Source organism: Actinomadura sp. 6N118, from assembly GCF_044326415.1.
GTDB lineage: Bacteria > Actinomycetota > Actinomycetes > Streptosporangiales > Streptosporangiaceae > Spirillospora.
Genome location: NZ_JBIRAZ010000003.1, coordinates 18,650 through 41,556, shown reverse-complemented (window position 1 = coordinate 41,556; position 22,907 = coordinate 18,650). Strand labels below are relative to the sequence as shown.

Sequence of the window (22,907 nt, the reverse complement as noted above, 5' to 3'; positions counted from 1 at the left end):
CCGCCCGGTGGAACCAACAGCCCGAGGCGCGCTGACGCGCCTTCGGATCACCACTGACGCACACCCCCACCCGCCTGGCAACGGCGGGCCTGTCCCCGATCCGAAAGGAAGCTCACGTGGCAGCCAGAAAGCGCGTCGCAGTCGTCGGAGTCGGAACGATGGGCAGCCAGGCCGCCTGGCGGCTGGCGTCGCGCGGAGCCGAGGTGGTCGGCTACGACCGCTTCGCCCCCGGCCATGACCGCAGCGCCGCGGGCGGGGAGACCCGGGTCTTCCGCAGCGCCCACTTCGAGGACTCCCGCTACGTCCCCTTGCTACGGCACGCCGACGCCCTGTGGCAGCGGCTGCAGGAGGAGACAGGCCGCGAGCTGCGCAGGCTGACCGGCTGCCTGCTCATGGGCCCCGCGGAGCATCACCAGATGCGCACGACGCTGGAATCGGTGGCTGAGCACGACCTGGACCACGAGATCCTCGACGCTGACGCGCTCGCCAAGCGGTTCCCTCAGTTCCGCATCGAGGACGGGGACATGGCCGTTTTCGACCACCGTGCGGGTTTCGTACGGCCCGAGCTGACGGTGCTGACCGCCGCGCGCCGCGCCGAGGAGCTGGGCGCCCACATCCACCGCTACACCCCCGTCCGGGAGATCGCGCCGTCGGGCGGCGGCGTGGCGGTCCGCACGGACGCGGGGAGCGAGCGTTTCGACGCGGCCGTGGTCACCGTGGGCCCCTGGGTGAACGACCTGCTGCCCGGCCTGCCCTGGGGTGTCGACATCCGGCGGGTGATCAACGCGTGGTTCGTGCCGGTCAACGACAACTGGTCGGGCCCGGAGAGCCCCGGCTTCATCCGCACCGCCCCCACCCACTGCTACGGCCTTCCGTCGCCGGACGGCGTCTCGGTGAAGCTCGGCCTGTCCCAGGCACTGCACCTGCCGGTGGACGACCCGAACCGCCTCGATCGCACCGTGCGGCCGGAGGAGCTGGAGATCTTCGCCGAGCTGATCGGGCGCTACCTGCCAGATCTGCACCCGCATCCCGTTCGGGTTTCGGTCTTCATGGAGGGCTACACCGACAGCAGCCGCCCGCTGATCGGCCCGCTGCCCGGTGCCGAGAGCGTGATCCTGGCGGCCGGGTTCTCCGGGCACGGGTTCAAGCTGTCCCCCGCCTTCGGCGACATCGCCGCCGATATCGCCTTGGAGAGGTCCAGCCCGCAGCCGATCGACTTCCTGTCCACCGTCGGCCGCACCGACTCCTGACCGACCGCACGGGAGGAAACATGACGACCTCAGAATCGGTTGTGCCCGCCGACCTCACCGTCGGCCCGCTGAGCGCCGCCCCCGGAGCCCGGACGCGCGGCACGGTTCGAGTCGACCTCGGCACGACCACCGTGGACGTCCCCGTCACCCTGGTCAACGGCGCGCGTCCCGGCCAACGCGTGGTGGTCACCGCCGGCGTGCACGGCGGCGAGTTCACCGGAGTGGACGCCGCCGTCCGGCTCGGAGCCCTGCTGGAGCCCGGGGAGGTCCGCGGGCAGGTGGTGATCTGCCCGGTCGCCAACCCTCCGGCCGTCTACCAGGGACGCCTGGGCACCTCCCCGCTGGACGGGGTGAACATCAACCGGATCTTCCCCGGCGACCCGGTCGGCGGTCCCACGGAACGCCTGGCCGCCTGGCTGTTCGAGAACCTGATCGGCGGAGCCGGCGCGTACGTGGATCTGCACAGCGGCGGCATCGACGAGACCCTGTGCGACTTCGTCGGTTACCGGATCTGTGGCGATCCCGAGATCGACGCACGCACCCAGTGGATGGCCCATGCGCTGGGCTTCGATGACGTGATCGTCGGCCTGAACGCCGACGGCGGGAACAGCCACGCGGCCGCGGCCAGGCAGGGCGTCCCGGCCGTGCTGGTGGAGACCGGCCAGCTCGGCGAACGCGACCCGGCCGCGGCCCGCGCGCTGGTCGACGGACTCCACCGCTTGCTGCACAGTCTGGGCGTGCTCGATCGCTCGGCGGGCACCGAAGCCGCGCCGCCGCGGGAGTGGGCATGGGCCGGGGCGGTCGCCGCCGAGGCGATCGGGCTGTGGTACCCGGATTTCACCGCGGGCGACGACGTCACCAGCGGCCAAGTCATCGGACGCGTCATCGATCCGGCCGACGGCCGCGAGCACAAGGTCACTGCGCCCGCGACCGGACGGATCTTCTACGGCATGCGCGGGCTCACCGTCGCCCCCGGGACCGAACTGGCCGCCATCGCCGTGCCTCGAGACCCCGACAGCCTGACTCCGCCACCTGTCCCTGCCAACCCGCACCTCCCTGCCGACCCGCACCTCCCTTCCAACCCCGGACCTTGGAATGAGTGACGACATGACACTGACAGTCGGCCATCTGCAGGCCGAGGCGGGCTGCAAGGCCCGAGGCGCCATCACCGTGGATCTCGGTCTCACGACCGTGGACGTTCCCTTGATCTTGATCAACGGCACCCGTCCAGGCCCCAGGGTCGTCCTCACCGGCGGGGTGCACGGCGGCGAGTTCATCGGCACCGACGCGGCCGCCCGGCTCGGCGCCGTGCTGGAGCCCGGCGAGGTCCGCGGCCAGGTGGTGATCTGCCCGATCGCCAACCCTCCGGCCGTCTACCACGGACGCCTGGGCACCTCCCCGCTGGACGGGGTGAACATCAACCGGATCTTCCCCGGCGACCCGGTCGGCGGTCCCACGGAACGTCTTGCCGCCTGGCTGTTCGAGAACGTGGTCGCCGGCGCCGACGCCTACGTGGATCTGCACAGCGGCCGCATCGACGTGAGCTTGCTCGACTACGTCGGCTACCGCCTCACCGGCGACGACGAGCTCGACGCCAAGGCGCGGGCGATGGCCCACGCCGTCGGCTACGAGCACGTCATCTTCGGCCGCGACGCCGAAGACGGCAACAGCCACGCCGCGGCCGCCCGGCAGGGCATCCCCGCCATTCTCATCGAGACCGGCCAGCTCGGCGACCGGGATACGGCGACCGTGCGCATCCTGCTCGACGGCCTGTACCGGCTACTGCACCACCTCGGTGTCCTCGACATGCCGCCGCACGTGGAACCGGCGCCCGTGACGCCGGTTCCGGAATGGGTCTGGGTCGCGTTCGCCGAGTCCCCGGCCACCGGCCTGTGGTACCCGGAGTTCACCCCCGGCAGTGAGGTCGCCGAAGGCCAGACCATCGGCCGCATCATCGACCCCGCCGACGGCGCCGAGCACAAGATCACCGCCCCCGCCGCGGGACGGGTGGTCTACGGCATGCACGGGCTCACCGTCGTCCCCGGCGCGGAACTCGCGGCCATCGCGGTGCCGCACACCTGATCGGCGTCTCCGCAACCGTCACCCCGACCCCCTCGTTCCCCATCACCCTCAGAGGTTCCTCATGAGAGATCCCATGGTCAGCCGGCGAGCGGTCCTCCGCGGAGTCGGCGGACTCGCCGCCGCCGCGGCCCTGCCGGCCCTTGCCGCCTGCGGCACCGGCACCAGCCGCGCCTCGGGCAACGGCAAGTCACTGACAGTCCGTAACAGCGGCGGAGCCTACGGCGACGCGCTCCAGAAGGCGGTGTACACACCGTTCTCCAAGGAGACCGGCATCGCCGTCAATGTGGCCCATCTGGACGGTGCGCAGCTGATCGCCCAGATCAAGCAGGGGCGGCCCCAGGTCGACCTCATCGACAACTCGATGGCGGACTTCCGCAAGTTCGTCGCGGAGAACACCCTGGAGAAGCTGGACTACGACCGGGTCGGCAGCTTCAAGGGCGCCAAGCTGCCCGACGGCCTGGCCGGCGACCACGCCGTCGGCAAGGCCTACTACGTCACCCTCATGGCGTACCGCACCGACACCTTCGGCGGGAGGAAACCGGCCTCCTGGGACGACTTCTGGGATACCAAGGCCTTCCCGGGCAGCCGCTCGCTGTGCAACCCGGACGCCGACCTGCCGGAGCTGGAGTTCGCGCTGCTGGCCGACGGTGTCCCCATGGACAAGCTGTACCCCCTCGACGTGGACCGTGCCTTCAAGGCCATGGACCGGATCAGGGGAGCCGTCAAGCAGTACTGGGACAGCGGAAACCTCCCCGGCGTGCTGCTCAGCCGCCAGGAAGTGAGCATGTCCACCGTCTGGCACGGCAGGCTCGACTCGCTGATCAAGCAGGGCACCCCGCTCGCCTACCAGCTGGGGGCCGCTCGCCGCCAGACGCAGGCACTCGCCATCGCCAAGGGCACGGCCAACGTCGACGCCGCCTACCGGCTCATCGACTACTCGCTGCGCCCCGAGGTCCAGGCCGGCCTGGCCAAGGTCTTCCCCTCCAACCCCGCCGTCCCGGCGGCCTATAACAGGCTCACCGCCCAGGAGCGCGCCGGCCTCCCCGGCTCGCCCGAGTTCTTCGGCAACGGCTTCGACGTGGACGTCGACTGGTGGATGAAGAACGAGGCGGCCGTCACCAAGCGCTGGCTGGAGTGGGCTCGTGACTGACTCGAGTGTGGACGCACCGTCCGTCGCCGTGGCCGACGGCACGCCGGCCACCACGACCGGCAAGTCGCTGTCGGTGGTGGCCCTGCGCAAGACCTACGGGGACGTCGTCGCCGTGGACGACGCGTCGATGGAGATCGCCGCCGGGGAGTTCGTCACCTTCCTCGGCGCCTCGGGGTCGGGCAAGACCACGACCCTGATGATGATCGCCGGGTTCTGCGAGCCGGACTCCGGCACCATCACCGTCGGCGGCCACGACGTCACGCGGCTGGCCCCGCAGAGACGCAACCTCGGCTTCGTCTTCCAGCAGTACCTGCTCTTCCCGCACATGACCGTCGGGGAGAACGTGGCCTTCCCGCTCCAGCTGCGCGGCGTGCCGAAGGGCGAGATCCGCAGGCGGGCCGGGGAGGCCCTGGAGATCGTGGGACTGTCCGGCTTCGCCGGCCGCCGCCCCCACGAGCTGTCCGGCGGCCAGCAGCAGCGGGTCGCCCTGTGCCGCGCGCTCGTCTACCGGCCGCCGGTGATCCTCATGGACGAGCCGCTCGGGGCGCTGGACAAGAAGCTCCGCGACCAGCTGCAGACCGAGATCAAGGCCATCCAGCGCGAACTGGGCCTGACCGTCATCTATGTGACGCACGACCAGGAGGAGGCGCTCGTCCTCTCCGACCGCATCGCGGTGATGCGCGACGGCGGGATCGAGCAGTTCGACTCCCCGAGGGAGCTCTTCGAGCGGCCCAGGACCCCGTTCGTCGCGGACTTCCTTGGCGCGGCCAACTTCCTGCCTGGTCGCGTCGAACGCGGCGCCGACGAGGACACCCTGGTCCGCCTCGACCAGTGCGGCGGCCTGGTCCGCGCCCGGCCGCAGGCACTGGCCGCGGGCACCCCGGTCACGGTCGCCGTCCAGCCGTGCCGGCTGCGGGCCGGCGCCCCCGACGACGGCTTCTGTGCCGGCAGGGTGGAGACGGTCACGTACGTGGGCAGCCTGGTGCGCGCCGGAGTGCGCGTGGACGGTGGCGAAGCCCCGCTGCTGCGCCTCGAAGTCCCCGCCGGACGCGCCCCTGTCGTCGGCGAGCGGGTCGGTGTCACCGCCGACCCTGAGGACGTCAACCTCTTCCCCGTCGAACAGGGCGGGTGAGCCATGGCCGCCGCCCTCACCCCCGCCACAGCCCGCCCGCGCCGGCTCCTCGGCTCCCGCAGGACCCGGGCCGGCCTGCTCTACGCCGCGCCGGTCGTGGTGTACCTGCTGCTGCTGTTCGTCTTCCCGATCCTCAGCACGCTGCTGCTGAGCTTCAAGAACGAGGACGGCTCGCCGACCCTGCGCTGGTACGCCGACGCGCTCACCGGCGTCAACCTGTCCGTGCTGTTCACCACGCTGAGGATCTCCGCCGAGACGGCCGTCGCCAGCCTCGTCATCGGATTCGTTCTGGCGAGCGCGGTGTCCCGGCTGCGGCCCCTGCTGGCCGGACTGGCCATGCTGATCGTCATCGTTCCGCACTTCATCAGCGCCCTGGTGCGGACGTACGGCTGGATCATCCTGCTCGGCGAAAAGGGAGCGGTGAACCAGGCCCTGACCGACCTGTGGGTGCCGGGGGCGCCGTTCCAGCTGCTCTTCAACGAGATCGGCGTGGTCATCGGCACCACCGGGGTGATGCTGCCCTACACCGTCCTGGTGTTGTACGGCGTGATGCGCGGCGTGGACCGCAGGCTGCTCGCCGCGGCGGCCAGCATGGGGGCGGGCCGGCTGGTCATCTTCCGCCGGATCTACCTCCCGCTCGTCGCGCCAGGCCTGGCCAGCGCCGCACTGCTCAGCTTCATCCTCTCGCTGGGCTACTACATCACCCCTGCGCTGATGGGCGGCCCCAAGCAGACCATGATCGCCTCCCTCATCCGCCAGCACGTGATGAAGGAGAACCAGTGGAACGGCGCCGCCGCCCAGGGCATCGTCCTGCTGCTGATCACCTTCTCCGGGCTGCTGCTGCTGAAACTGGTCGGATCCCTCGGGGCCGGCGCGAAGAAGAGGAGGAGCGGGTCATGATCGCGCTGCGTAGCACCCTGGCCGGACGGATCTCCCTGACCGTCGCCGCCACCGTGATCCTGCTCTTCCTGGCGCTGCCGATCATCGTCATCGTCGTCACCTCGTTCGGCGCCGACGCCTTCGGCTCCTTCCCTCCGGAGTCGTGGACGCTGGGCTGGTACCGGACGCTGTTCGCCGAGGGCAGCAAGTGGCCGGCCGCCCTGACGCTGAGCGCGCTCGTCGCCTCCCTCACCACCGTGTTCTCGCTGATCCTGGGGATCACGGCGGCGACCGCGCTGGTGCGCAGCGAACTGCCGCTGCGCTCGGCGGTCTACGGGCTGGTGCTGGCCCCGCTGATCATCCCGCATGTGGTGATCGCGCTCGGGCTGTTCCTGCTGTTCGAGCCGGCCGCGATGCTGGGCAGCCCGATCGCGCTCGCTCTCGGACACACCGTGCTGGCCACCCCGATCGCGGTCATGATCCTTGTCGCCACACTGAAGGGGATCGACGAGCGGCTGGAGAACGCCGCCGCCAGCATGGGAGCGGGCAGGCTGACCATCGCCCGGCGGATCACCTTCCCGCTCGCCGCGCCGGGCATGATCGCGGCTGCGGTCTTCTCCTTCATCACCAGCTTCGACGAGTTCTTCATCTCCCAGTTCCTGTCGGGGGTGGACACCGCCACCCTGCCCATACAGGTGTTCAACGTCCTGCAGTTCGACGTGGACCCGAGTGTGACCGCCGTCAGCGCCCTGCTCATCGCCGCCGCCGTGCTGGCCATGGCGCTGGTCGGCATCGTGCGCTGGCTCGGCTCGGGCCGCCGGGAGGGACTGCTGCCGGTGGAGACCGCCGCCGCCCTCCCCACCGGAAGGGACACCGCCCCATGACCCGCACCGACGAGTTGTCCTCCGCGGCGGCGCGCCACCTGCTGCTCAACATGACGCCCAACGGCTCGATCGGCGGCGACGGGCAGGACATGCTCATCGTCCAGCGGGGCGAGGGACCGTACCTCGACGACGTGGACGGCACCCGCTACATCGACGGGCTGTCCGGCCTGTACTGCTGCCAGATTGGCTACTCCTACTCCGACGAGATCGCCGAGGCGGCGGGCCACCAGCTGCGCGAGCTGTGCTACAGCCCGCTGTGGTTGGCCTCCGCCCACCCCCCGGCCATCGAACTGGCCGAGCGCCTCGCCGGCCTCGCCCCGGAGGGTGTCGACCGGGTGTTCTTCGCCGGCGGCGGCGCCGAGGCCGTGGAGACCGCGTGGAAGATCGCGCGCAGGTACCACACGCTGCGCGGCGAGCCGGGCCGCGTCAAGGTCATCGCCCGGAGCGGCGCCTACCACGGGCTGACGCTCGGCGCCCTGTCGTTCAACGACGATCCGGCGCTGACCGAGCCGTACGGGCCGCCGGCCGTGGCGACCACGTTCGTGGCCAACACTGACCGCTCGCTGCTTCCCGGGCCGTTGGACGACGCGGCGTTCACCGCGTACCTGCTCGCGGATCTGGAGCAGGCGATTCTGCGGGAGGGCCCGGAGACGATCGGGATGCTGATCGCGGAGCCGGTGCAGAACCGCGGCGGCTGCATCCCCCCACCCGAGGGCTACTGGGCGGGCTTGCGCAGTCTGGCCGACCGGTACGGCTTCTTGCTGGTCGCCGACGAGGTGATCACCGCGTTCGGCCGGCTCGGCACCTGGTTCGGCGGCGACCGTTACGGCGCCCGACCGGACATGATCACCGTGGCCAAGGGCATCACGGCCGGATACGCCCCGATGGGCGCCACACTGGTCGGGGAACGGGTCGCCGAGGTCATCAACCGGCCCGGCGAGATGCTCAACCATGGCTACACCTTCTCGGGGCACCCGCTGACCACGGCGATCGCTCTGCGCACCCTGGACATCATCGAACGGGACCGGATTCTGGAGAACGTCCGGGATCTCGAGGACCACCTCGCCAAGCGGATGGCGGAGCTGGCCCCGCTCCCGATCGTCGGGGGCGTGCGCGGCGCCGGGTTCTTCTACGCCGCCGAGCTGGCCGGAGACCTTCCGGACGGCGGCTTCAGCGACACCGCACGCGCCGCCCTGATCACGGACCTGATCCCGCGGCGGCTGCGCGAGGCCGGGCTGCTCGCCCGCGTCTACGACCGCGCCGCGCCGCTGGTGCAGATCGCCCCGCCGCTGATCAGCGACCGCGATCTGCTCGACCGCATCACCGGCATCCTCACCGAAACCCTCGCCGAGGCGTCCACCCGGCTGGCGGCCCTCGCACGCCCGCACCGACACGAAGGAACGACACCATGACCGCGGCCCCCACCACGGAGCACACCTACATCCTCGGATCGGTCACCTGCGCGCCGGGAGAGCGAGCCGAAGGGCTGATTCCGGTCGGCACCAGCACCTACGGCGTCGAGCTCGGCATCCCCCTGATCATTGTCAACGGCACGGAACCCGGCCCGGTGCTGTGCGTGGACGCCGGCGTGCACGGCGACGAGTACGACGGGCAGGAGGCCGTCCGCCGGGTCCTGGCCACCACCGTCCCGGCCGAGCTGCGCGGCACCCTCGTCGGCATCCCCTGCATGAACACCCCGGCGTTCGAGGCCGCCGCCCGCACGAGCGGCCTGGACCACGCCAACCTCAACCGGATCTTCCCCGGTGACATCGAGGGTTCCTACTCCCTGCGCCTCGCCGCCACCTTCGTCCGGCAGGTCATCCCGGCCATCGACGTCCTGGTCGACCTGCACACCGGCGGCACGTTCGGCGAGATCGCCCCGCTCACCATCGTGCAGGGCGGCTACGAGGACCTCGCCACCGAGATCGGCCTGGCTGCGGGGCACCGGCTCATCTGGAAGGGCGGAAAGTGGGGCGGCACCGTCCGGCACCCGACCCTGGAGGCCGGCAAGCCCGCCATCACCATCGAGGCGGGCGGCGGCACGTACCGGGAGGAGACCGTTGAGATGCACGTGGAGAGCGTGCGCAACATCATGCGGAGTCTCGGCATGGTCGACGGCGAGGCGGTGCTGCGCGACGACTACACCGACGTGACCGGCACCTTCTCCCGTTCCGCGCACGGCGGCTTCTTCCTCGGCCACGCCGGACCCGGCGACGAGGTCAAGACCGGTGATCTGCTCGGCACGATCGTTGACCACTACGGCCACACCCTGGAGGAGGTCCGGGCGCCACAGGACGGCATCGTGCTGTGGCAGCGCCGCATCCGCACCGTCCAACCCGGCGACGAGGTCGTCATCTTCGGCGCCGTGCAAGGAGAGTTCCCGCGATGAACGGCACTGCCACCCAGGACGCCGTCCGGGAACTGCTGATCGACGGCAAGCGCGTCCCGGCCGCCGACGGCCGCACGTTCACCGTCGTCGACCCGGCCTGCGGCGCCCCGATCGCCGAGGTGTCCCAGGCCGGCCCGGCCGACATCGACCAGGCGGTGGCCGCCGCCGGAGCGGCCTTCACCTCGCCGCGGTGGGCGCGGATGCGCTCGGCCGACCGCGGCCGCCTGCTGAACCGCATCGCCGCGCGGATCCGCGAGGAGAGCGACGATCTGGCCCGGCTGGAGAGCCTCGACGTCGGCAAACCGCTCAGCCAGGCGAAGGCCGACGTGGAGGCCGCGGCCCGCTACTTCGAGTTCTACGGGGGAGTGGCCGACAAGCTCGGCGGCACCACCATCCCGCTGGGCCCCGGGCTGCTCGACTACACCGTGCGGGAGCCGATCGGCGTCTCGGGGCAGATCATCCCGTTCAACTACCCCCTGCAGAACACCGCCCGGGGCAGTGCCCCGGCTCTCGCCGCCGGATGCACGGTCGTCCTCAAGCCCTCACCGGAGGCACCGCTCACCCCGCTGGAGATCGGGCGGATCGCGCTGGAGTGCGGGCTGCCTCCGGGTGTGCTGAACGTGGTGCCGGGGGATGGGGCGGCGGGGGCCGCGCTCGCCGCCCATCCCGGGATCGACCAGGTCACCTTCACCGGGTCGGTGGCGACCGGCGTCAAGGTCGCCCAGGCGGCCGCCGCCAACGTGGTGCCGTCGGTGGTGGAGCTGGGCGGCAAATCCCCGGCGATCGTCTTCGCCGACGCGGACTTCGACGCGGCGCTGGCGGCCGTGGCGGGCTCCGCGTTCGGCAACGCCGGCCAGACCTGCTCGGCGGGCACCCGGCTGCTGCTCCAGCGCGGCGCCGAGTCGTTCCTGGACAGGCTGGTCGAACACGCGGCGTCGCTGCGGCTCGGCCCGGGCGCGTCCGACCCGGACGTGGGGCCGCTGGTCGCCGCCCGGCAACGCGACCGCGTCGAGGGCTACCTCGCCTTGGCGCGCGAGGAGGGCGCCACGGCACGGGCCGGCGGCGGCCGACCGGCCGACCCGGCGCTCGCCGACGGGTACTTCATCGAGCCCACCGTGCTGACCGGGCTGACCAACGACGCCCGCACCGCCCGTGAGGAGATCTTCGGCCCGGTCATCACGGTGATCGAGTTCGACGACGTCGCGGACGCGATCGCCATCGCCAACGACAGCTCGTACGGCCTGGCCTCCTATGTGTGGACCCGGGACATCGACAGGGCGATGCGGCTGGCCGAGGGCATCCGGGCCGGGCAGGTGTACGTCAACGCGACCGGCGTCGGCACCGGCGTGGAACTGCCCTTCGGCGGCTACAAGCACAGCGGCTGGGGACGGGAGAAGGGCCTGGAGACCTTGGCCAGTTACACCCAGGTCAAGAACGTCTGCATCGGCTTCGGGCCTCGGGACTGAGGGGAGGACGACCATGCGCTACCGGAATCTGGGCAACGGCGGTCCCCTGGTCTCGGTGGTCGGGGTGGGCGGCAACAACTTCGGCTCCCGTCTCGGCGAGGACGGCACCAAGGCCGTCGTGCACGCCGCACTCGACGCCGGCATCACCCTGTTCGACACCGCCGACATCTACGGTGCCTACGGCGGCGGCCCGCCGGGCGACAGTGAGAGATTCCTTGGCGCGGCGCTGAAGGGCCACCGCGAACAGGTCGTGCTGGCCACCAAGTTCGGCATGAGCAGGGGAGACGACGCCGACCGCCACGGGCCGCGCGGTGCACGCCGGTACATCCGGCACGCGGCGGAAGGCTCGCTCCAGCGGCTGGGCACCGACTACATCGACCTGTACCAGTTCCACGAACCCGATGGCGTCACCCCGATCGAGGAGACTCTAGAAGCCCTCGACGAACTGGTGGCCGAGGGCAAGGTCCGCCACATCGGATGCTCCAATTTCCCCGCCTGGATGCTCGCCGACGCCGCCTGGCAGGCCACCGTCGACCAGCGCACGCCGTTCGTCAGCACCCAGGCCCGCTACCACCTGCTGGACCGCATCCCGGAGACCGAGCTCATACCCGCCTGCCGGCGCTACGGCGTCGGTCTCCTGCCGTACTACCCGCTCGCCAACGGCCTGCTCAGCGGCAAATACCGGCGCGGGGAACGTCCGCCGACCGGCAGCCGCCTGTCCTGGCGGGAAGGCTGGCTGACGGACGCCGCCCTCGACCGCGTCGAGGCGCTCACGCGGTACGGCGCCGAACGCGGCCTGACGCTGCTGCAGGTCGCCGTCGGCGGGCTGGCCGCGCTGCCCGCCGTCGGCTCGGTGATCTGCGGAGCCATGACCTCCGAGCAGGCGACCGCCAACGCGGCGGCCGCCGGCTGGACCCCCGACGCGGCCGACCTGGCCGCACTCGACGAGATCGTGACCCCCGGCGACCGGGTGGTCTGAGTACGAGCACACGCCCGACGACACATTCCGAAGCTCATACGAGGTTGGACACCATGCGCGAGATCGTGACCTTCGACGCCTACGGCACCCTGATCGACTTCCAGCTCGGCCCGACCACCCTGAAGGTCCTGGCCGACCGGCTCGACCTGGACGGGCTCAACGTCGAGGAGTTCCTCGACGACTTCCGCGTCATGCGGTTCCAGGCCGTCCTGGAGGCCTACCGCCCCTACGACGAGGTGCTGCACTCCAGCCTGGAGAAGGCCATGCGGCTGCACGGCCTGCCCTACCGGTCCTCCGATGGCGACGCCCTGGTCGAGGCGGTGCCCACCTTCGGCCCGTTCCCGGAGGTGCCGGGCGCCCTGCGCGCCCTGAAGAGCCGCTACGAGATCGCCATCATCTCGAACACCAACGACGACATGATCAAGCACAACGTCGCCAGCATCGGGGTCGAGTTCGATCACGTCATCACCGCCCAGCAGGCCGGGGCCTACAAGCCGGACCGGCAGACCTTCGAGCACGCCTGCAAGGCCATGGACGTCGCCCCCGCCCAGGTCATCCACACCGCCCAGGGCTGGGAGTACGACCTGATCCCCACCCGCGACCTGGGGCTGAAGCGCCGCGTGTGGATCAATCGCTACGGCCGCCCCGGCAGCACCGACTATCAGCCCTACGACGAGCTGCGCGACCTGTCCGGACTGCCCACCCTGCTGGACTGCTGAGACCGAGGAACCGTGCCATGAAGCAGATCCCTTACTGGCTCGACACCGCCCCGCCCCTGCCCGACCGATCCGGCGAGGCTCTGCCCGATGAGGCGGACGTCGTTGTCATCGGCGGCGGCATCACCGGCCTGTCGACCGCCTACCACTCCGCCCGCAAGGGAGCCCGGGTCGTCCTCGTCGAGAAGGACAAGGTCGGCTCGGGCGCCTCCGGGCGCAACGGCAGCATGTGCACCCAGGGCATCACCATCGGCGTCGGCGAGGCCCGCAAGCGCTACGGCCAGGACCGCGCCCGCGAGCTTTACGGCGCCTTCCGCGAGGCCGTCGACGTCGTCGAGGAGCTTACCGAGCACGAGAAGATCGACTGCGATTTCGTCCGTTCCGGCCGGCTCGGCGTGGCCTTCAAGCCCGAGCACTTCGCGGCGATGAAGGCGACGCAGCGCGACCTGGCCGACAACTTCGACCACGAGACCGTCCTGCTGACCAGGGCAGAGCTCAAGTCCGAGCTGAACTCGGGCTACTACCACGGTGCCCTGCTCGAACCGCTCAGCGCCGGGCTGCACGTGGGCAAGTACGTCCACGGCCTGGCCGACGCCGCCGAACGCGCCGGAGCCCAGATCCACGAACGCAACGCCGCCACCGGCCTGACCCGCACGCCCGACGGCGGGTTCCTGGTGGAGACCCTGCACGGCACGATCCGCGCCGGGCACGTCATGGCCGCCACCGACGCCTACACCGACCGGTCGCTGCCCTGGCTCCGCAAACGGCTGATCAACGTCGGCAGCTTCATCATCGTCACCGAGCCGCTCGGTGAGGACCGCGCCCGCGAGCTCATCCCCAACGCCCGCCTGGTGGTCGATTCCAAGAACATCGGCCACTACTTCCGTCTCACCCCCGACCACCGCCTGGCCTTCGGAGGCCGGGCCCGCTTCGCCCCGTCCAACCCCGCCTCCGACGTCAAGAGCGGACAGGTGCTCAGACGGGAGATGGCCGAGATCTTCCCGCAATTGGGCGACGTCGCCATCGACTACGTGTGGGGCGGCAACGTCGGCTTCTCCTACGACCGCATCCCGCACGCCGGCCAGTCCGACGGCGTGTACTACTCCATGGGCTACTGCGGCCACGGCGTCCAGATGGCCACCTACATGGGCCGGGCGATGGCCGAGGTCATGGACGGCCATCCCGAAGCCAACCCACTGCGCGGCCTAGGCTTCCCCAAGGTCCCCGTGCCGTTCTACAACGGCACCGCCTGGTTCCTGCCCTTCGCCGGCGCCTACTACAAGGCCAAAGACCGGCTGCGCTGATCGCACGCCCGATGCCGCCGTCCGGCATCAACCTCTTCAACCGCATGTCACTGGACGGCTCAAGGCCCCGTCCGTTGGAGACGGGGCCTTGAGCTGGGGAAAGAGTGGTGGGCGATACTGGGATTGAATCCGCCAACCGCGGGCCACAGCCACAACTTAGAGTCTCCATCGAAGCCGGGGCGCTTCATGGTCAAGTGCACTAGAGCTTGAGGTCGGCGACGGCTTTCGGTTTGGTGCCCGCGGGGATGTCGTAGACCAGGACGATGGTCGTTCTCGCGCCTGGGTTGAGGTCGTTGACCTTGCCGCGGCCGACCAGGACGGTCTGACCGAACGTCTGGTCCCATTCGGGTGCGTACTCCGAGGCGTCGGCGGTGTGCAGCGACAGATGCGCCGGCGGATGCGTCGGGTGCTTGGTGATGTTGCGCAGTGCCAGCCGGACCAGCAGGTATCGGCCCTCGGGCTTGGTCGTGCCGTTCTGCGGGTCGGTGAGCGTGGTGGCCCACGACACGCCGAGGACCGAGGCCTTGAAGTCACTGAGCGGGGACTCCAGAGTGCCGTTGTTCTCAACCAGGCTCGGGGACGGGGTCGGCCTGCTGCTCCCGGAAGAGGTCAGAGTCGGAGGGGTCACGTCGGGTCCCGCCGCCTCCGGGGCCGAGCAACCCAGGGCGGTGGCTAGGACAAGGACGGCCGCGGCCATGCGCATCACGCCGAGATTGTCGCATCCGCACTGCATGCCTGCGACCGGCCTCATTTCACCGTCATCCTGATTTGATGCCCGTTGAGGGGACGGGGGGTTGTGGGGCTTTGCGCCGGGCGAGTTCGGACTGGTATCGGCGGCCGATCCGGTCGGCGTTGGCGTGCAGGTAGCCGGTCAACCGGGTGGGGCAGGTGGCTTCGCCCTCGACCATGACGAGCTCGGCCATGAGGCCGTCGATCTCGTCGCGGGTGAGTATCACGTCGCGGGTCAGCAACGACATCCCGCGCAGCAGCACCGACACCGCGGCCGCAGGGAGGTGGACGGGCCGGAACGGTGCTGCGACGGCTTCGGCGATGGCGCCGACCAGGTCCTCGAAGGCGAACGACTCGGGGCCGACCGCGTCGATCACGGTGTCGGTTCGCTGCGATCCGAGCCGTACGCACAGATCGGCGAGGTCGTCGACGTGCACCGGGCGCAGCCGGTAACGGCCCGTCCCGGGAATGGCGAACACGGGGAAGCGGCGCAGCAGCCAGGCGATGTTGTTGATCAGGATGTCGTCGCCGCCGAAGAGCACGCTCGGCCGCACGATGGCGTAGGACATGCCGCTGTCGGTGAGCAGGTCCTCCACGGCGGCCTTGCCCCGGTAGTAGGCGTAAAAGGAGCCGGGATCAGGGTTGGTGATGCTGAGGTGCACGACGCGTTCGACCCCGGCCCGGCGGGCGGCGTCGAACAGCATCGCGGTGTTGGCGACGGCCTGGGAATGCGGGGTGCCGCTGGGGGCGTAGCGGGACCAGTAGGTGTTGTAGAAGGTCGTGACACCGTCGAAGGCCGCCGTCAGGGAGGCCGGATCGCCGAAATCGAGCGGGAACACCTCGATGTCGGCATCGGGGGCGGGGTGGTTGGTCAGCGTCCGGAGCGTGTGGCCGGCCGCCTGCAGGTGGCGCCTGAGATAGGTTCCCGAATAGCCGTACGCGCCGGTGAGGAGGACTTTCTTGGTCATGGCCGCTCTCTTTCGTGGTATCGCCATGCCGCTCGTGGCGGACCTCCACGTACATCATACATTCGTATGAATGAATCACGCGACGCCACCCGTTCCCGGTTGATCGAGGCGACGCTGGAGGTGCTGGCCCGCCGCGGTCTGGCGGGCGCCACCTCGCGTGAGATCACCGCCGCGGCGGGGGTGAACCTACAGGCGATCACCTACCACTTCGGCTCCAAGGACGAACTGGTGGCGCAGGCCCTGGTGCATGCCGTCCGGAGGTGGATCGAGCCGATCCGCACCGCACTGGCCGATGTCGCCGATGACCCGGTCGGTCATCTCCTCGAGGCGGCCCTGACCGTTCAGGAGGCGTTGGAGGAGGCTCGCGAGCACATCCCCGCCTATGTCGAGGCGTTGGCGGCCGCTTCGCGCAACGAGACGATCCGCAGCCAGGTGGCCGGGTTGCTGGCGGAGCTGCGCGAGGTGCTGGCGGCGAGCATCGGTCAGCTCCGCACCGCCGGATACATCGCCCCGTGGGTGGAGCCGGAACCGATGGCCGCGCTGATCATCGCGGCCGGCGACGGATTCGTCCTGCACTCCGCGCTGGAGCCGGGTGGTCATGCCCCCGAGCGCATGCTGCAGCAGGTCGTTCAGTTGCTGCTCGCCGCGAGAAATCCGCCGGCATAGGCGAGCCGGACAAGCCCGCGAACACCACACCGACAAGACCGTGGTCCTTGATCACGATCTAGCGTGATGGTCGGACATCCTCCGCCACCACCGAAAGAGCGAGAGAGCCGTTGATCGTATAGACCCCCGGCCCGATTATGAACGCGATCTTCTTCGCGCTCGTCAGCGGGTCGTCAGCGACAGCGCAGGGGCAGGTGGTCGATGCTCGGCCACAGTGCGGTGTCGATTTCGGGGAAGTCGCGCAGGAGTTGGGTGATGTCGGGTGCGATTGCCCGGCAGAACGCCTCGCGGGTGGCCTGGTTGAGTTCGGGTTTGGGAAACGATGGGCCGACCTGGCGGCGGGCCGCTGGGTCCGGCTGCCAGGCCTCGGGCTCCACTCCCAGGAACTCGAAGGTGCGCCGCGCCTGCCCTTGCGGGTCGGCGACGCACTGTTCGTACTGCAGCACCAGGATCTGCTCTCGGGGAAAGCTGTCCTGCAGTCTGTGCAATTGCTGTCCATACAGCGCGTGGTGGAATTGGTGGTTGATGGCAGTGGCCGGGTGCTGGTGCGGGGACAAGGCCCGGTGGAATCCCAGGGCCGAGGCCAGCCGCTCCAGCGGATCGCGCAGCAATACCAGCAGCTTGGCTTGTGCGGCGACGGCCTTGAGCATCGGCGGTGTCCACCAGTCGTAGATGTATCGCGGCGTCCACTCACCAGCGATCGTGTGGTCTGGGCGAGGGAAGTACCGGTGATAGTCGGCGGGGTCGATGTCTTCGACCGCGCCGAAGTGGTTGAAGAAGTCGATCTCCTTGGGGCGGTAGATCTGCCGTTGCTGTGTACGCGGGTCGTGGGAGCGGGGCTGAGCGGCTGCTTGCGCCTCGCGGGGAGAGACGATGGCGGGGTGTCCGGTCAGCAAGGTCCACCACCAGGTGGTTCCTGACTTCATCGTTCCGACTCCCACGAAGTCAGGTGGCGCGATGCGCCATCCGGGTGGAACGGCCGGCGGTGGTGAGGGCTCTGTGATCCGTTCGAAGACACCCGGCGAGGGCAGTGGCTCATCGGTGTGTTGACGTGGCCGTGTCGCTCCCACGAGTCTCTCCTATGATCATCGCGCTGGGTGTCCGATGCTTCGCTGCGGCCTGGGATATTGGGCGGCGTGAGCTATTCTTCGCCGAAGAGGTACTGATTGATCTCGGCCGGACGAGAGCTTTCCGGGACTGTTTCTGTGTAATAGTTCATCGCGGCAACGATCCGGATGTCGTCATTGTTCTTGAGGAAGCGGACGTAATGAGGATTATCGCTCCCGCGGAAGAAAAGTGCATGCCCGGCGACCGGAATAATGGTTGAGCAGTCCGCATCGATCTCCGCGGCACTTCGGGCTTCTGGGTTGTGCCCGATGACCAGTTCTCCGCCGGCCTGCCGTGAGTGGTCCGTCAAGAACAGCAGACCTTCGACCGGGTTGGAGTCCACGTGGCACTCCAGCCGCATGTCGGTGCCGATGGCCACGTTGAGGACGACGCCGTAGCGTACGTCTTCGGCAGGGGACACCGGCTCACCGGCGAGGTGTTCTGCCATGTCCAGGAAGGTCGTGCGGTAGAGCTCGTCCAACCAGGGAAGTTCATCCCGCACGGCAGCCCCCGGCACCCGGCCGCGCCGCAGTACGCCAACGTCCTCGGATTCTCGGGAGGTCGAAGCCCGGCCCCTGTCCAGGCGCACGACACGCGACCGCGTCACAGACCGTACCTGGTCCTCCCAGCCATCCGGCAGCAGGGTTCGCGCGTCATGGCCATGCCAGAAGAATTTGTCCACGAAACTCAGTCCCTTCAATTTGGTTCTATTTCCGCTTGAGGTATTTGATTCCGCCGTACCTTCAGCGCGATCACCATCGGCCGTACTGCCACCGGCAGATCGTGCAGCCGCCGTACGTACCGGCTATGGCCCCGAGCCGGCATCGTTCCGCACTCGCGGCAGGCCGAGCGGGCGGTCCCGGTCCGTGCAGTAACGCAGACGACGTCACCGCGATCGGTGACGTCGTCGACATGCACCCGCCTGAGGTGCGGAAAGACCGAATGAAGGCGGCAGGCTTCCTCACCCGCCGGGCAGTGCTGCACAAGGCTCCTCACGGCCGTTCGTCATGATCCAGTTCTCGCCCGAACAAGATCATTACCGAACGCCGCGACCCTGCGCAGCCTTTTACAGAATCGCGATCACACCCGCCGACCGGCAGGCTGCCGGCGACATCACCGTCCGTGATCGCTTCACGGACTTCGCGCCAGAGCCGAGGCTGCTTTTGGCTCGGCGCGCGTAGATGGAGGAACGGGGGCCCCAAGCTGGCGGTCACATCGAACCAAGTCCCTGCCGGGGCTGAAGACGGTGCCCCGGCAGGGACTTGGGGTGGTGCAGATCAGCGACTTGGGGTGGTGCAGATCAGCGGGGAGTGCCGTAGAGGACGCCGCGTCCGTTACTCCCCATGTACACCCGGCCGTAGGTGTTGGGATCGCCAGTGATGGCGGAGCCGAGGTAGCCGAACTGGTGACGGGCGTCGGTGATCCTCAGCCAGGTGGTGCCCCCGTCGACGGAGCGGAACGCTCCCGAGACGCGGCCGATGGTGCCGGTGATGTAGATCGCCTGGTAGCGCGCACCGGAGGCGGCTTTGCCGAAGCCGATTCCGCGGGCCGTCGTCACGGTGCCGAGTTTGGAAAAGGTCGCTCCGCCGTTGGTGGAGTGCAGCAGGCCGGAGTTGCCTGCGGCGATCCAGAGGTCTCCCTGTGCGCCGCTCACAGCCTTGAGGCTGCCGTCAGGTAGGGAGGTGGCGCGGGGGGCGAAGGTCGCCCCGGCGTCGGTGCTGAAGTAGAGCGTGCCGCCAGCCAGGGCGTAGAAGACCCCCGGGTTCGCTCGGTCGGCGACCACCTGTGCGTTCGCGGGCAGGCCCTGGCTGGAGTTCCAGGTCGCGCCGCGGTCCCGGGAGTAGTACACGTGATCACCTGAGGGGGTCCACACGAAGGTCGCGGCGTCGGCGGACACGGCGATGCTCCCGGCCTTCGCGGCGGGCTGAGGCGTGCCTCTGAACGGGGTCCAGCGGCGGCCCCCGTCGGTGGAGTATCCGCCCTTCGCTTCGTTGCCGGTGCCGACCCGGGCCACCACTTTCGTGGCCTTCTGCGCGAAGTCGATGCCGGTGGTGTTGGCGAAGGTGGGGTTGGTGAAGTTCGTCGGGGTTACTTTTCGCAGGTTGGTGTGAGTGAACCCGCCGATGTCGCCGAGGGCGCTGATGACCGGTGCGCCGCCGGGGATGGAGATCAGGCCGAGTACGGCGGTCTCCTCCAGGCCCTTGGCGCGCACGCTCCAGTGCGTGGTGGCGCCACGGTCGGCCTTGGTGACGTCGTTACTGCCCCAGATGCCACTGCCCGTGCCGTAGATCACATGACCCGGAGCGAACGGGTCGATGGCCAGGGTGCCGATCCAGTGCCCGATCGACCTGCCCACGTACGGTGCGGCCGAGTTGTCGTACACCGCGCGCGGGCTGATCGCCTTCCATGACGTGCCCTGGTCGGTGCTGCGGTAGATCTCGTCGTGGGGCCACCACTTGTCGAGAGTGGCGACCATGACCGTTCGCGGATGCCGTGGGTCCACGGCCAGCCCGGCGTAGCCATAGCGGTACCCGGAGTTATCCGAAGCAGGGGTGATGTTCCGCCAGCTGCCGGTGCCGGTCGTCAGCCGCCACACCGCGCCGGCGGTGACCCCGTTGGGGCCGGGAGCGTTGCCATAGGAGAGGTACAGCTGCCCGTTGGAGGCCAGCACACCGTGATGCGGCAGCAGCCCGGTCGGCTGTCCGGGCACGGCGGACCAGCTCGCCCCGCCATCCGTACTGCGGTAGAGGCTTTTCCCGCTGTCCGCCACGCCCACGTAGATGGTCTTAGTGGGTCCCTGTCCACGGCCCTTGCCGAAGGTCACGAAACTGACCCCGACGCCGCTGCTGGTGCTGCTGGTGACGGGGAAGGAGGCCACCTTGCGCCAGGTCGATCCGTAGTCGGCCGAGCGCCACAGCCCGTGCTGCCGGGTGCCCAGGTACAGGACGCGGTTGTCGTTCGGGTCGATGGCGAGTCTTTCTCCCATCGACCGGCCGTCCTCATTACCCCCGAGTTTGAACGGCAGGGGAATGGTGGTGAAGTGGGCGCCCTGGTCGGTGGAACGCAGGATGGCCCCGTTACCAGCCCACGAATTGGTGTAGGTTCCGGCGGCGAGATAGAGCCTGTTGGGGTTGACCGGGTCTGTGGCCAGGCTCTCGATACCGAGCAGGTTGCTGTTGCTTTCACCGATCCAGTCGGTCAGTGGGATCCAGAAGCCGGTCTTGGCGTTCCAACGGTATGCGCCACCGATGTCGGTGCGCGCGTACGCCAGGTTCTTTCTCTTGGGGTTGAACACCAGGCCGGTGACGAATCCGCCGCCGTTGATCGGCGCGTTCGCCCACGTGTACCTGGCTGCCTGAGCGTTCGCCTGGCGACGCGCCGGCCTCTCCTGCCCACGGAGCCGCGCTGGGTTCTGGCCATGGAGACGCGCTGGCGCCGCGACCTCGGAGCCGGTTCTCTGCGAGCCGCCCGCGGTGAGCAGGACGGCGGCCGGCACGCCGCCGACGAGTACGGCGGCCGAGCCGATCAGAAGGTATTTACGCGGCGCGCGTCGCGGCGAGGCGGGCGACAGGCGGCCGGAACGCGACGGCTCGCGTCTGCTGAGAGGGCGTTTCACCTGGGATTCTCCTGGTGATCGAGTCCGTGCGCGGGCTCACGGGCGTCCCGCGCGTCTTCCCCCTGTCCGTTCACGGGCGCGAAAGGTTGCCGGGCAATTCCGATGGGATGGTTCTGCTAGATTCCCCGGCGTGCGCGAACCGGAGGGTGCGGCCGAACCCGAACGGTCAGGGGGCGAACGGGCCGCGTTCGACGCGTTCTTCGCCGGTCACTACCGTGAGCTGGCGCGCTTCGCGTACCTGCTCACCGGCGAGCCCGACGCGGCCGACGACATCACGGCCGAGGCGTTGGCCGAGGCATGGAAGCACTGGAACCGGGTCAGTTCCGCCGATCGGCCGCTGGCGTACGTGCGCCGCATCGTGGCCAACCTGGCCGCGGACCGTACGGCGCGCCTGGTCCGTGAACGCCGCAGCTGGCGGCTGTGGGGCCTGGGCCGGAGCGACCGGACCGAGCAGCCCGACACGGCGGGGGCGGTCGACCTTCGAGAGGCCCTGCTTCAGCTTCCCGCCCGCAAACGCGCCTGCATCGTCCTGCGCTATTACTACGGGCTGAGCGAACGGGAGACCGCGTCGACCCTCGGCATCGCGGTGGGCACCGTCAAGAGCCAGAGCTCCCGCGGCCTGGAAGAACTCGCGGCGCGGTTGCGTGGATCACGGTACGCCGCGCCCGGCGAGAGCCGCTCGGCCGCCACCAAAGGAGCGACCCCATGAATCGCCCTCGATCAGGAGAGTCCCGCAACGACGGTGAGCGGGACGGGGGGACGTGGCTGACGGCCGCGCTGCGAGAGCAAGCGGACAAGCACGAACCAGACCTTGGTCGCATCGAAGCCCAGGTCGAGCGGCTCACCGCCGACCACCACGAACCGGCCGCACCGGCCCGGCACAGCCGTCGTCGGGCACGGTTCCGGCTCATCGGCGTTCCGCTCGGCGTCGCCGCGGCGGTGGCCGCGGTGAGCGTCGTCACAGTCGTGACGTTCGATATCGGCGCGGGCCACAACGGCCATCTGTCCAGCCAAACCGCCACACCGTCGATCGGCCGGAGCTCCGCTCCCCAGAGCCACCGGCCGACTTCACAGTCCACATCGATCCCGGCACGTCCGTCACCCCCGGCGACCACCACCACGGGGAGCGACCATTCCAGCCCGACGCCCCCAGCCGGGCCGCTGACGGCGAGTGGCACCGTCGATCCCCACAGCACCCAGTACTGGGCCCAGGAAAACGTGACGGTCATCACCACACGCTCCATGCGAGGACTGCGCGTGAGCGTCACCGTTTCCGGCGGTTCCACGGTGCGGTCCACCGGATCGTGGACGTCGATCGCCCCTGCCGACGTCACCACCACGGTGAACCGCACCAACGGCGGTCTGATCTACGACATCACTCTGAAACCCGGTCAGACTCTCGCAGCCGGCACGTACCGCTTCGGCATCCAGTTCAACCGTCCCGCCACCGGCCACGACTTCACCAAGGACACCTACCGCGTCAGCGCGTTCACCGCCGACAGCCGCAGCACCAAAGCCATGGCCACCGGGAGCTTCAGGGGAGTCTGATCGTGGGCGCCCGCCGGCCGAGGAGTTGACCGGCGCAGATCC

General features: G+C 69.6%; 22 protein-coding genes. 16 read left to right on the top strand and 6 right to left on the bottom strand.

The window, feature by feature from the left end; genetic code table 11:
- Positions 1–116: 116 nt before the first annotated feature.
- The 13 genes from solA (at position 117) to ACH34W_RS07985 (ending at position 14,231) form a co-directional block, all read left to right on the top strand.
- A complete protein-coding gene (gene solA / locus ACH34W_RS08045; RefSeq protein ID WP_395960109.1) occupies positions 117–1,250 on the top strand; it encodes an N-methyl-L-tryptophan oxidase in 1,134 nt (377 codons plus the stop codon).
- 20 nt (positions 1,251–1,270) lie between these two features.
- A complete protein-coding gene (locus ACH34W_RS08040) occupies positions 1,271–2,353 on the top strand; it encodes a succinylglutamate desuccinylase/aspartoacylase family protein (protein WP_395960108.1) in 1,083 nt (360 codons plus the stop codon).
- A 4-nt stretch (positions 2,354–2,357) separates the two neighbouring features.
- The gene (locus ACH34W_RS08035) at positions 2,358–3,332 is read left to right on the top strand and encodes a succinylglutamate desuccinylase/aspartoacylase family protein (RefSeq protein WP_395960107.1); all 975 of its coding nucleotides are present in this window, start codon (positions 2,358–2,360) and stop codon (positions 3,330–3,332) included.
- 61 nt (positions 3,333–3,393) lie between these two features.
- Positions 3,394–4,482: an ABC transporter substrate-binding protein gene (locus ACH34W_RS08030; protein WP_395960106.1), complete on the top strand. Its 1,089-nt coding sequence runs from the start codon at positions 3,394–3,396 to the stop codon at positions 4,480–4,482.
- Positions 4,475–5,614: an ABC transporter ATP-binding protein gene (locus ACH34W_RS08025; protein WP_395960105.1), complete on the top strand. Its 1,140-nt coding sequence runs from the start codon at positions 4,475–4,477 to the stop codon at positions 5,612–5,614. Before ACH34W_RS08030 ends, ACH34W_RS08025 begins: the two co-directional genes overlap by 8 nt.
- A 3-nt stretch (positions 5,615–5,617) precedes the next feature.
- On the top strand, positions 5,618–6,514 hold the full coding sequence (locus tag ACH34W_RS08020; protein WP_395960104.1) for an ABC transporter permease: 897 nt from the start codon (positions 5,618–5,620) through the stop codon (positions 6,512–6,514).
- The gene (locus ACH34W_RS08015; protein ID WP_395960103.1) at positions 6,511–7,377 is read left to right on the top strand and encodes an ABC transporter permease; all 867 of its coding nucleotides are present in this window, start codon (positions 6,511–6,513) and stop codon (positions 7,375–7,377) included. The genes ACH34W_RS08020 and ACH34W_RS08015 overlap by 4 nt, the downstream gene beginning before the upstream one ends.
- A complete protein-coding gene (locus ACH34W_RS08010) occupies positions 7,374–8,789 on the top strand; it encodes an aminotransferase class III-fold pyridoxal phosphate-dependent enzyme (RefSeq protein WP_395960102.1) in 1,416 nt (471 codons plus the stop codon). The genes ACH34W_RS08015 and ACH34W_RS08010 overlap by 4 nt, the downstream gene beginning before the upstream one ends.
- Complete coding sequence (locus tag ACH34W_RS08005) at positions 8,786–9,766, top strand: succinylglutamate desuccinylase/aspartoacylase family protein (protein WP_395960101.1); 981 nt, start codon at positions 8,786–8,788, stop codon at positions 9,764–9,766. The genes ACH34W_RS08010 and ACH34W_RS08005 overlap by 4 nt, the downstream gene beginning before the upstream one ends.
- The gene (locus ACH34W_RS08000) at positions 9,763–11,232 is read left to right on the top strand and encodes an aldehyde dehydrogenase family protein (RefSeq protein ID WP_395960100.1); all 1,470 of its coding nucleotides are present in this window, start codon (positions 9,763–9,765) and stop codon (positions 11,230–11,232) included. The genes ACH34W_RS08005 and ACH34W_RS08000 overlap by 4 nt, the downstream gene beginning before the upstream one ends.
- Positions 11,233–11,245: 13 nt before the next feature.
- Positions 11,246–12,211, top strand: coding sequence for an aldo/keto reductase (locus ACH34W_RS07995; protein WP_395960099.1), 966 nt, complete (start codon positions 11,246–11,248; stop codon positions 12,209–12,211).
- A 53-nt stretch (positions 12,212–12,264) separates the two neighbouring features.
- Positions 12,265–12,930, top strand: a complete 666-nt coding sequence (locus ACH34W_RS07990; RefSeq protein ID WP_395960098.1) for a haloacid dehalogenase type II — start codon at positions 12,265–12,267, stop codon at positions 12,928–12,930.
- Between the two features lie 17 nt (positions 12,931–12,947).
- Entirely contained in the window at positions 12,948–14,231 is a 1,284-nt protein-coding gene (locus ACH34W_RS07985) for an NAD(P)/FAD-dependent oxidoreductase (protein ID WP_395960097.1), read from the top strand.
- Positions 14,232–14,430: 199 nt separating this feature from the next.
- Here ACH34W_RS07985 and ACH34W_RS07980 read toward each other — a convergent pair whose 3' ends face one another.
- Positions 14,431–14,982, bottom strand: coding sequence for a hypothetical protein (locus ACH34W_RS07980; RefSeq protein ID WP_395960096.1), 552 nt, complete (start codon positions 14,980–14,982; stop codon positions 14,431–14,433).
- A gap of 7 nt (positions 14,983–14,989) precedes the next feature.
- A complete protein-coding gene (locus tag ACH34W_RS07975) occupies positions 14,990–15,928 on the bottom strand; it encodes an SDR family oxidoreductase (RefSeq protein ID WP_395960095.1) in 939 nt (312 codons plus the stop codon).
- A 66-nt stretch (positions 15,929–15,994) separates the two neighbouring features.
- On the opposite strand from ACH34W_RS07975, the gene ACH34W_RS07970 reads away from it, so the two are divergent.
- A complete protein-coding gene (locus ACH34W_RS07970) occupies positions 15,995–16,594 on the top strand; it encodes a TetR/AcrR family transcriptional regulator (RefSeq protein WP_395960094.1) in 600 nt (199 codons plus the stop codon).
- 173 nt (positions 16,595–16,767) lie between these two features.
- Here the strand turns inward: ACH34W_RS07970 and ACH34W_RS07965 are convergent, their stop codons facing one another.
- The 4 genes from ACH34W_RS07965 to ACH34W_RS07950 all read right to left on the bottom strand — a co-directional run bounded on the left by ACH34W_RS07965 (position 16,768) and on the right by ACH34W_RS07950 (position 21,317).
- A complete protein-coding gene (locus ACH34W_RS07965; RefSeq protein ID WP_395960617.1) occupies positions 16,768–17,535 on the bottom strand; it encodes a sulfotransferase family protein in 768 nt (255 codons plus the stop codon).
- Between the two features lie 200 nt (positions 17,536–17,735).
- Positions 17,736–18,383, bottom strand: coding sequence for a 2OG-Fe(II) oxygenase (locus ACH34W_RS07960; protein ID WP_395960092.1), 648 nt, complete (start codon positions 18,381–18,383; stop codon positions 17,736–17,738).
- 14 nt (positions 18,384–18,397) lie between these two features.
- Positions 18,398–18,619 (bottom strand): transposase family protein, encoded by a 222-nt coding sequence (locus ACH34W_RS07955; protein ID WP_395960091.1) that lies wholly within the window; start codon positions 18,617–18,619, stop codon positions 18,398–18,400.
- A gap of 382 nt (positions 18,620–19,001) precedes the next feature.
- Positions 19,002–21,317, bottom strand: coding sequence for a WD40/YVTN/BNR-like repeat-containing protein (locus ACH34W_RS07950; RefSeq protein ID WP_395960090.1), 2,316 nt, complete (start codon positions 21,315–21,317; stop codon positions 19,002–19,004).
- A gap of 130 nt (positions 21,318–21,447) precedes the next feature.
- On the opposite strand from ACH34W_RS07950, the gene ACH34W_RS07945 reads away from it, so the two are divergent.
- Together ACH34W_RS07945 and ACH34W_RS07940 are read left to right on the top strand one after the other, a co-directional pair.
- Positions 21,448–22,026, top strand: a complete 579-nt coding sequence (locus tag ACH34W_RS07945) for a SigE family RNA polymerase sigma factor (protein ID WP_395960089.1) — start codon at positions 21,448–21,450, stop codon at positions 22,024–22,026.
- Positions 22,023–22,865, top strand: coding sequence for a hypothetical protein (locus ACH34W_RS07940; RefSeq protein WP_395960088.1), 843 nt, complete (start codon positions 22,023–22,025; stop codon positions 22,863–22,865). The genes ACH34W_RS07945 and ACH34W_RS07940 overlap by 4 nt, the downstream gene beginning before the upstream one ends.
- The last annotated feature ends 42 nt before the right edge of the window (positions 22,866–22,907 follow it).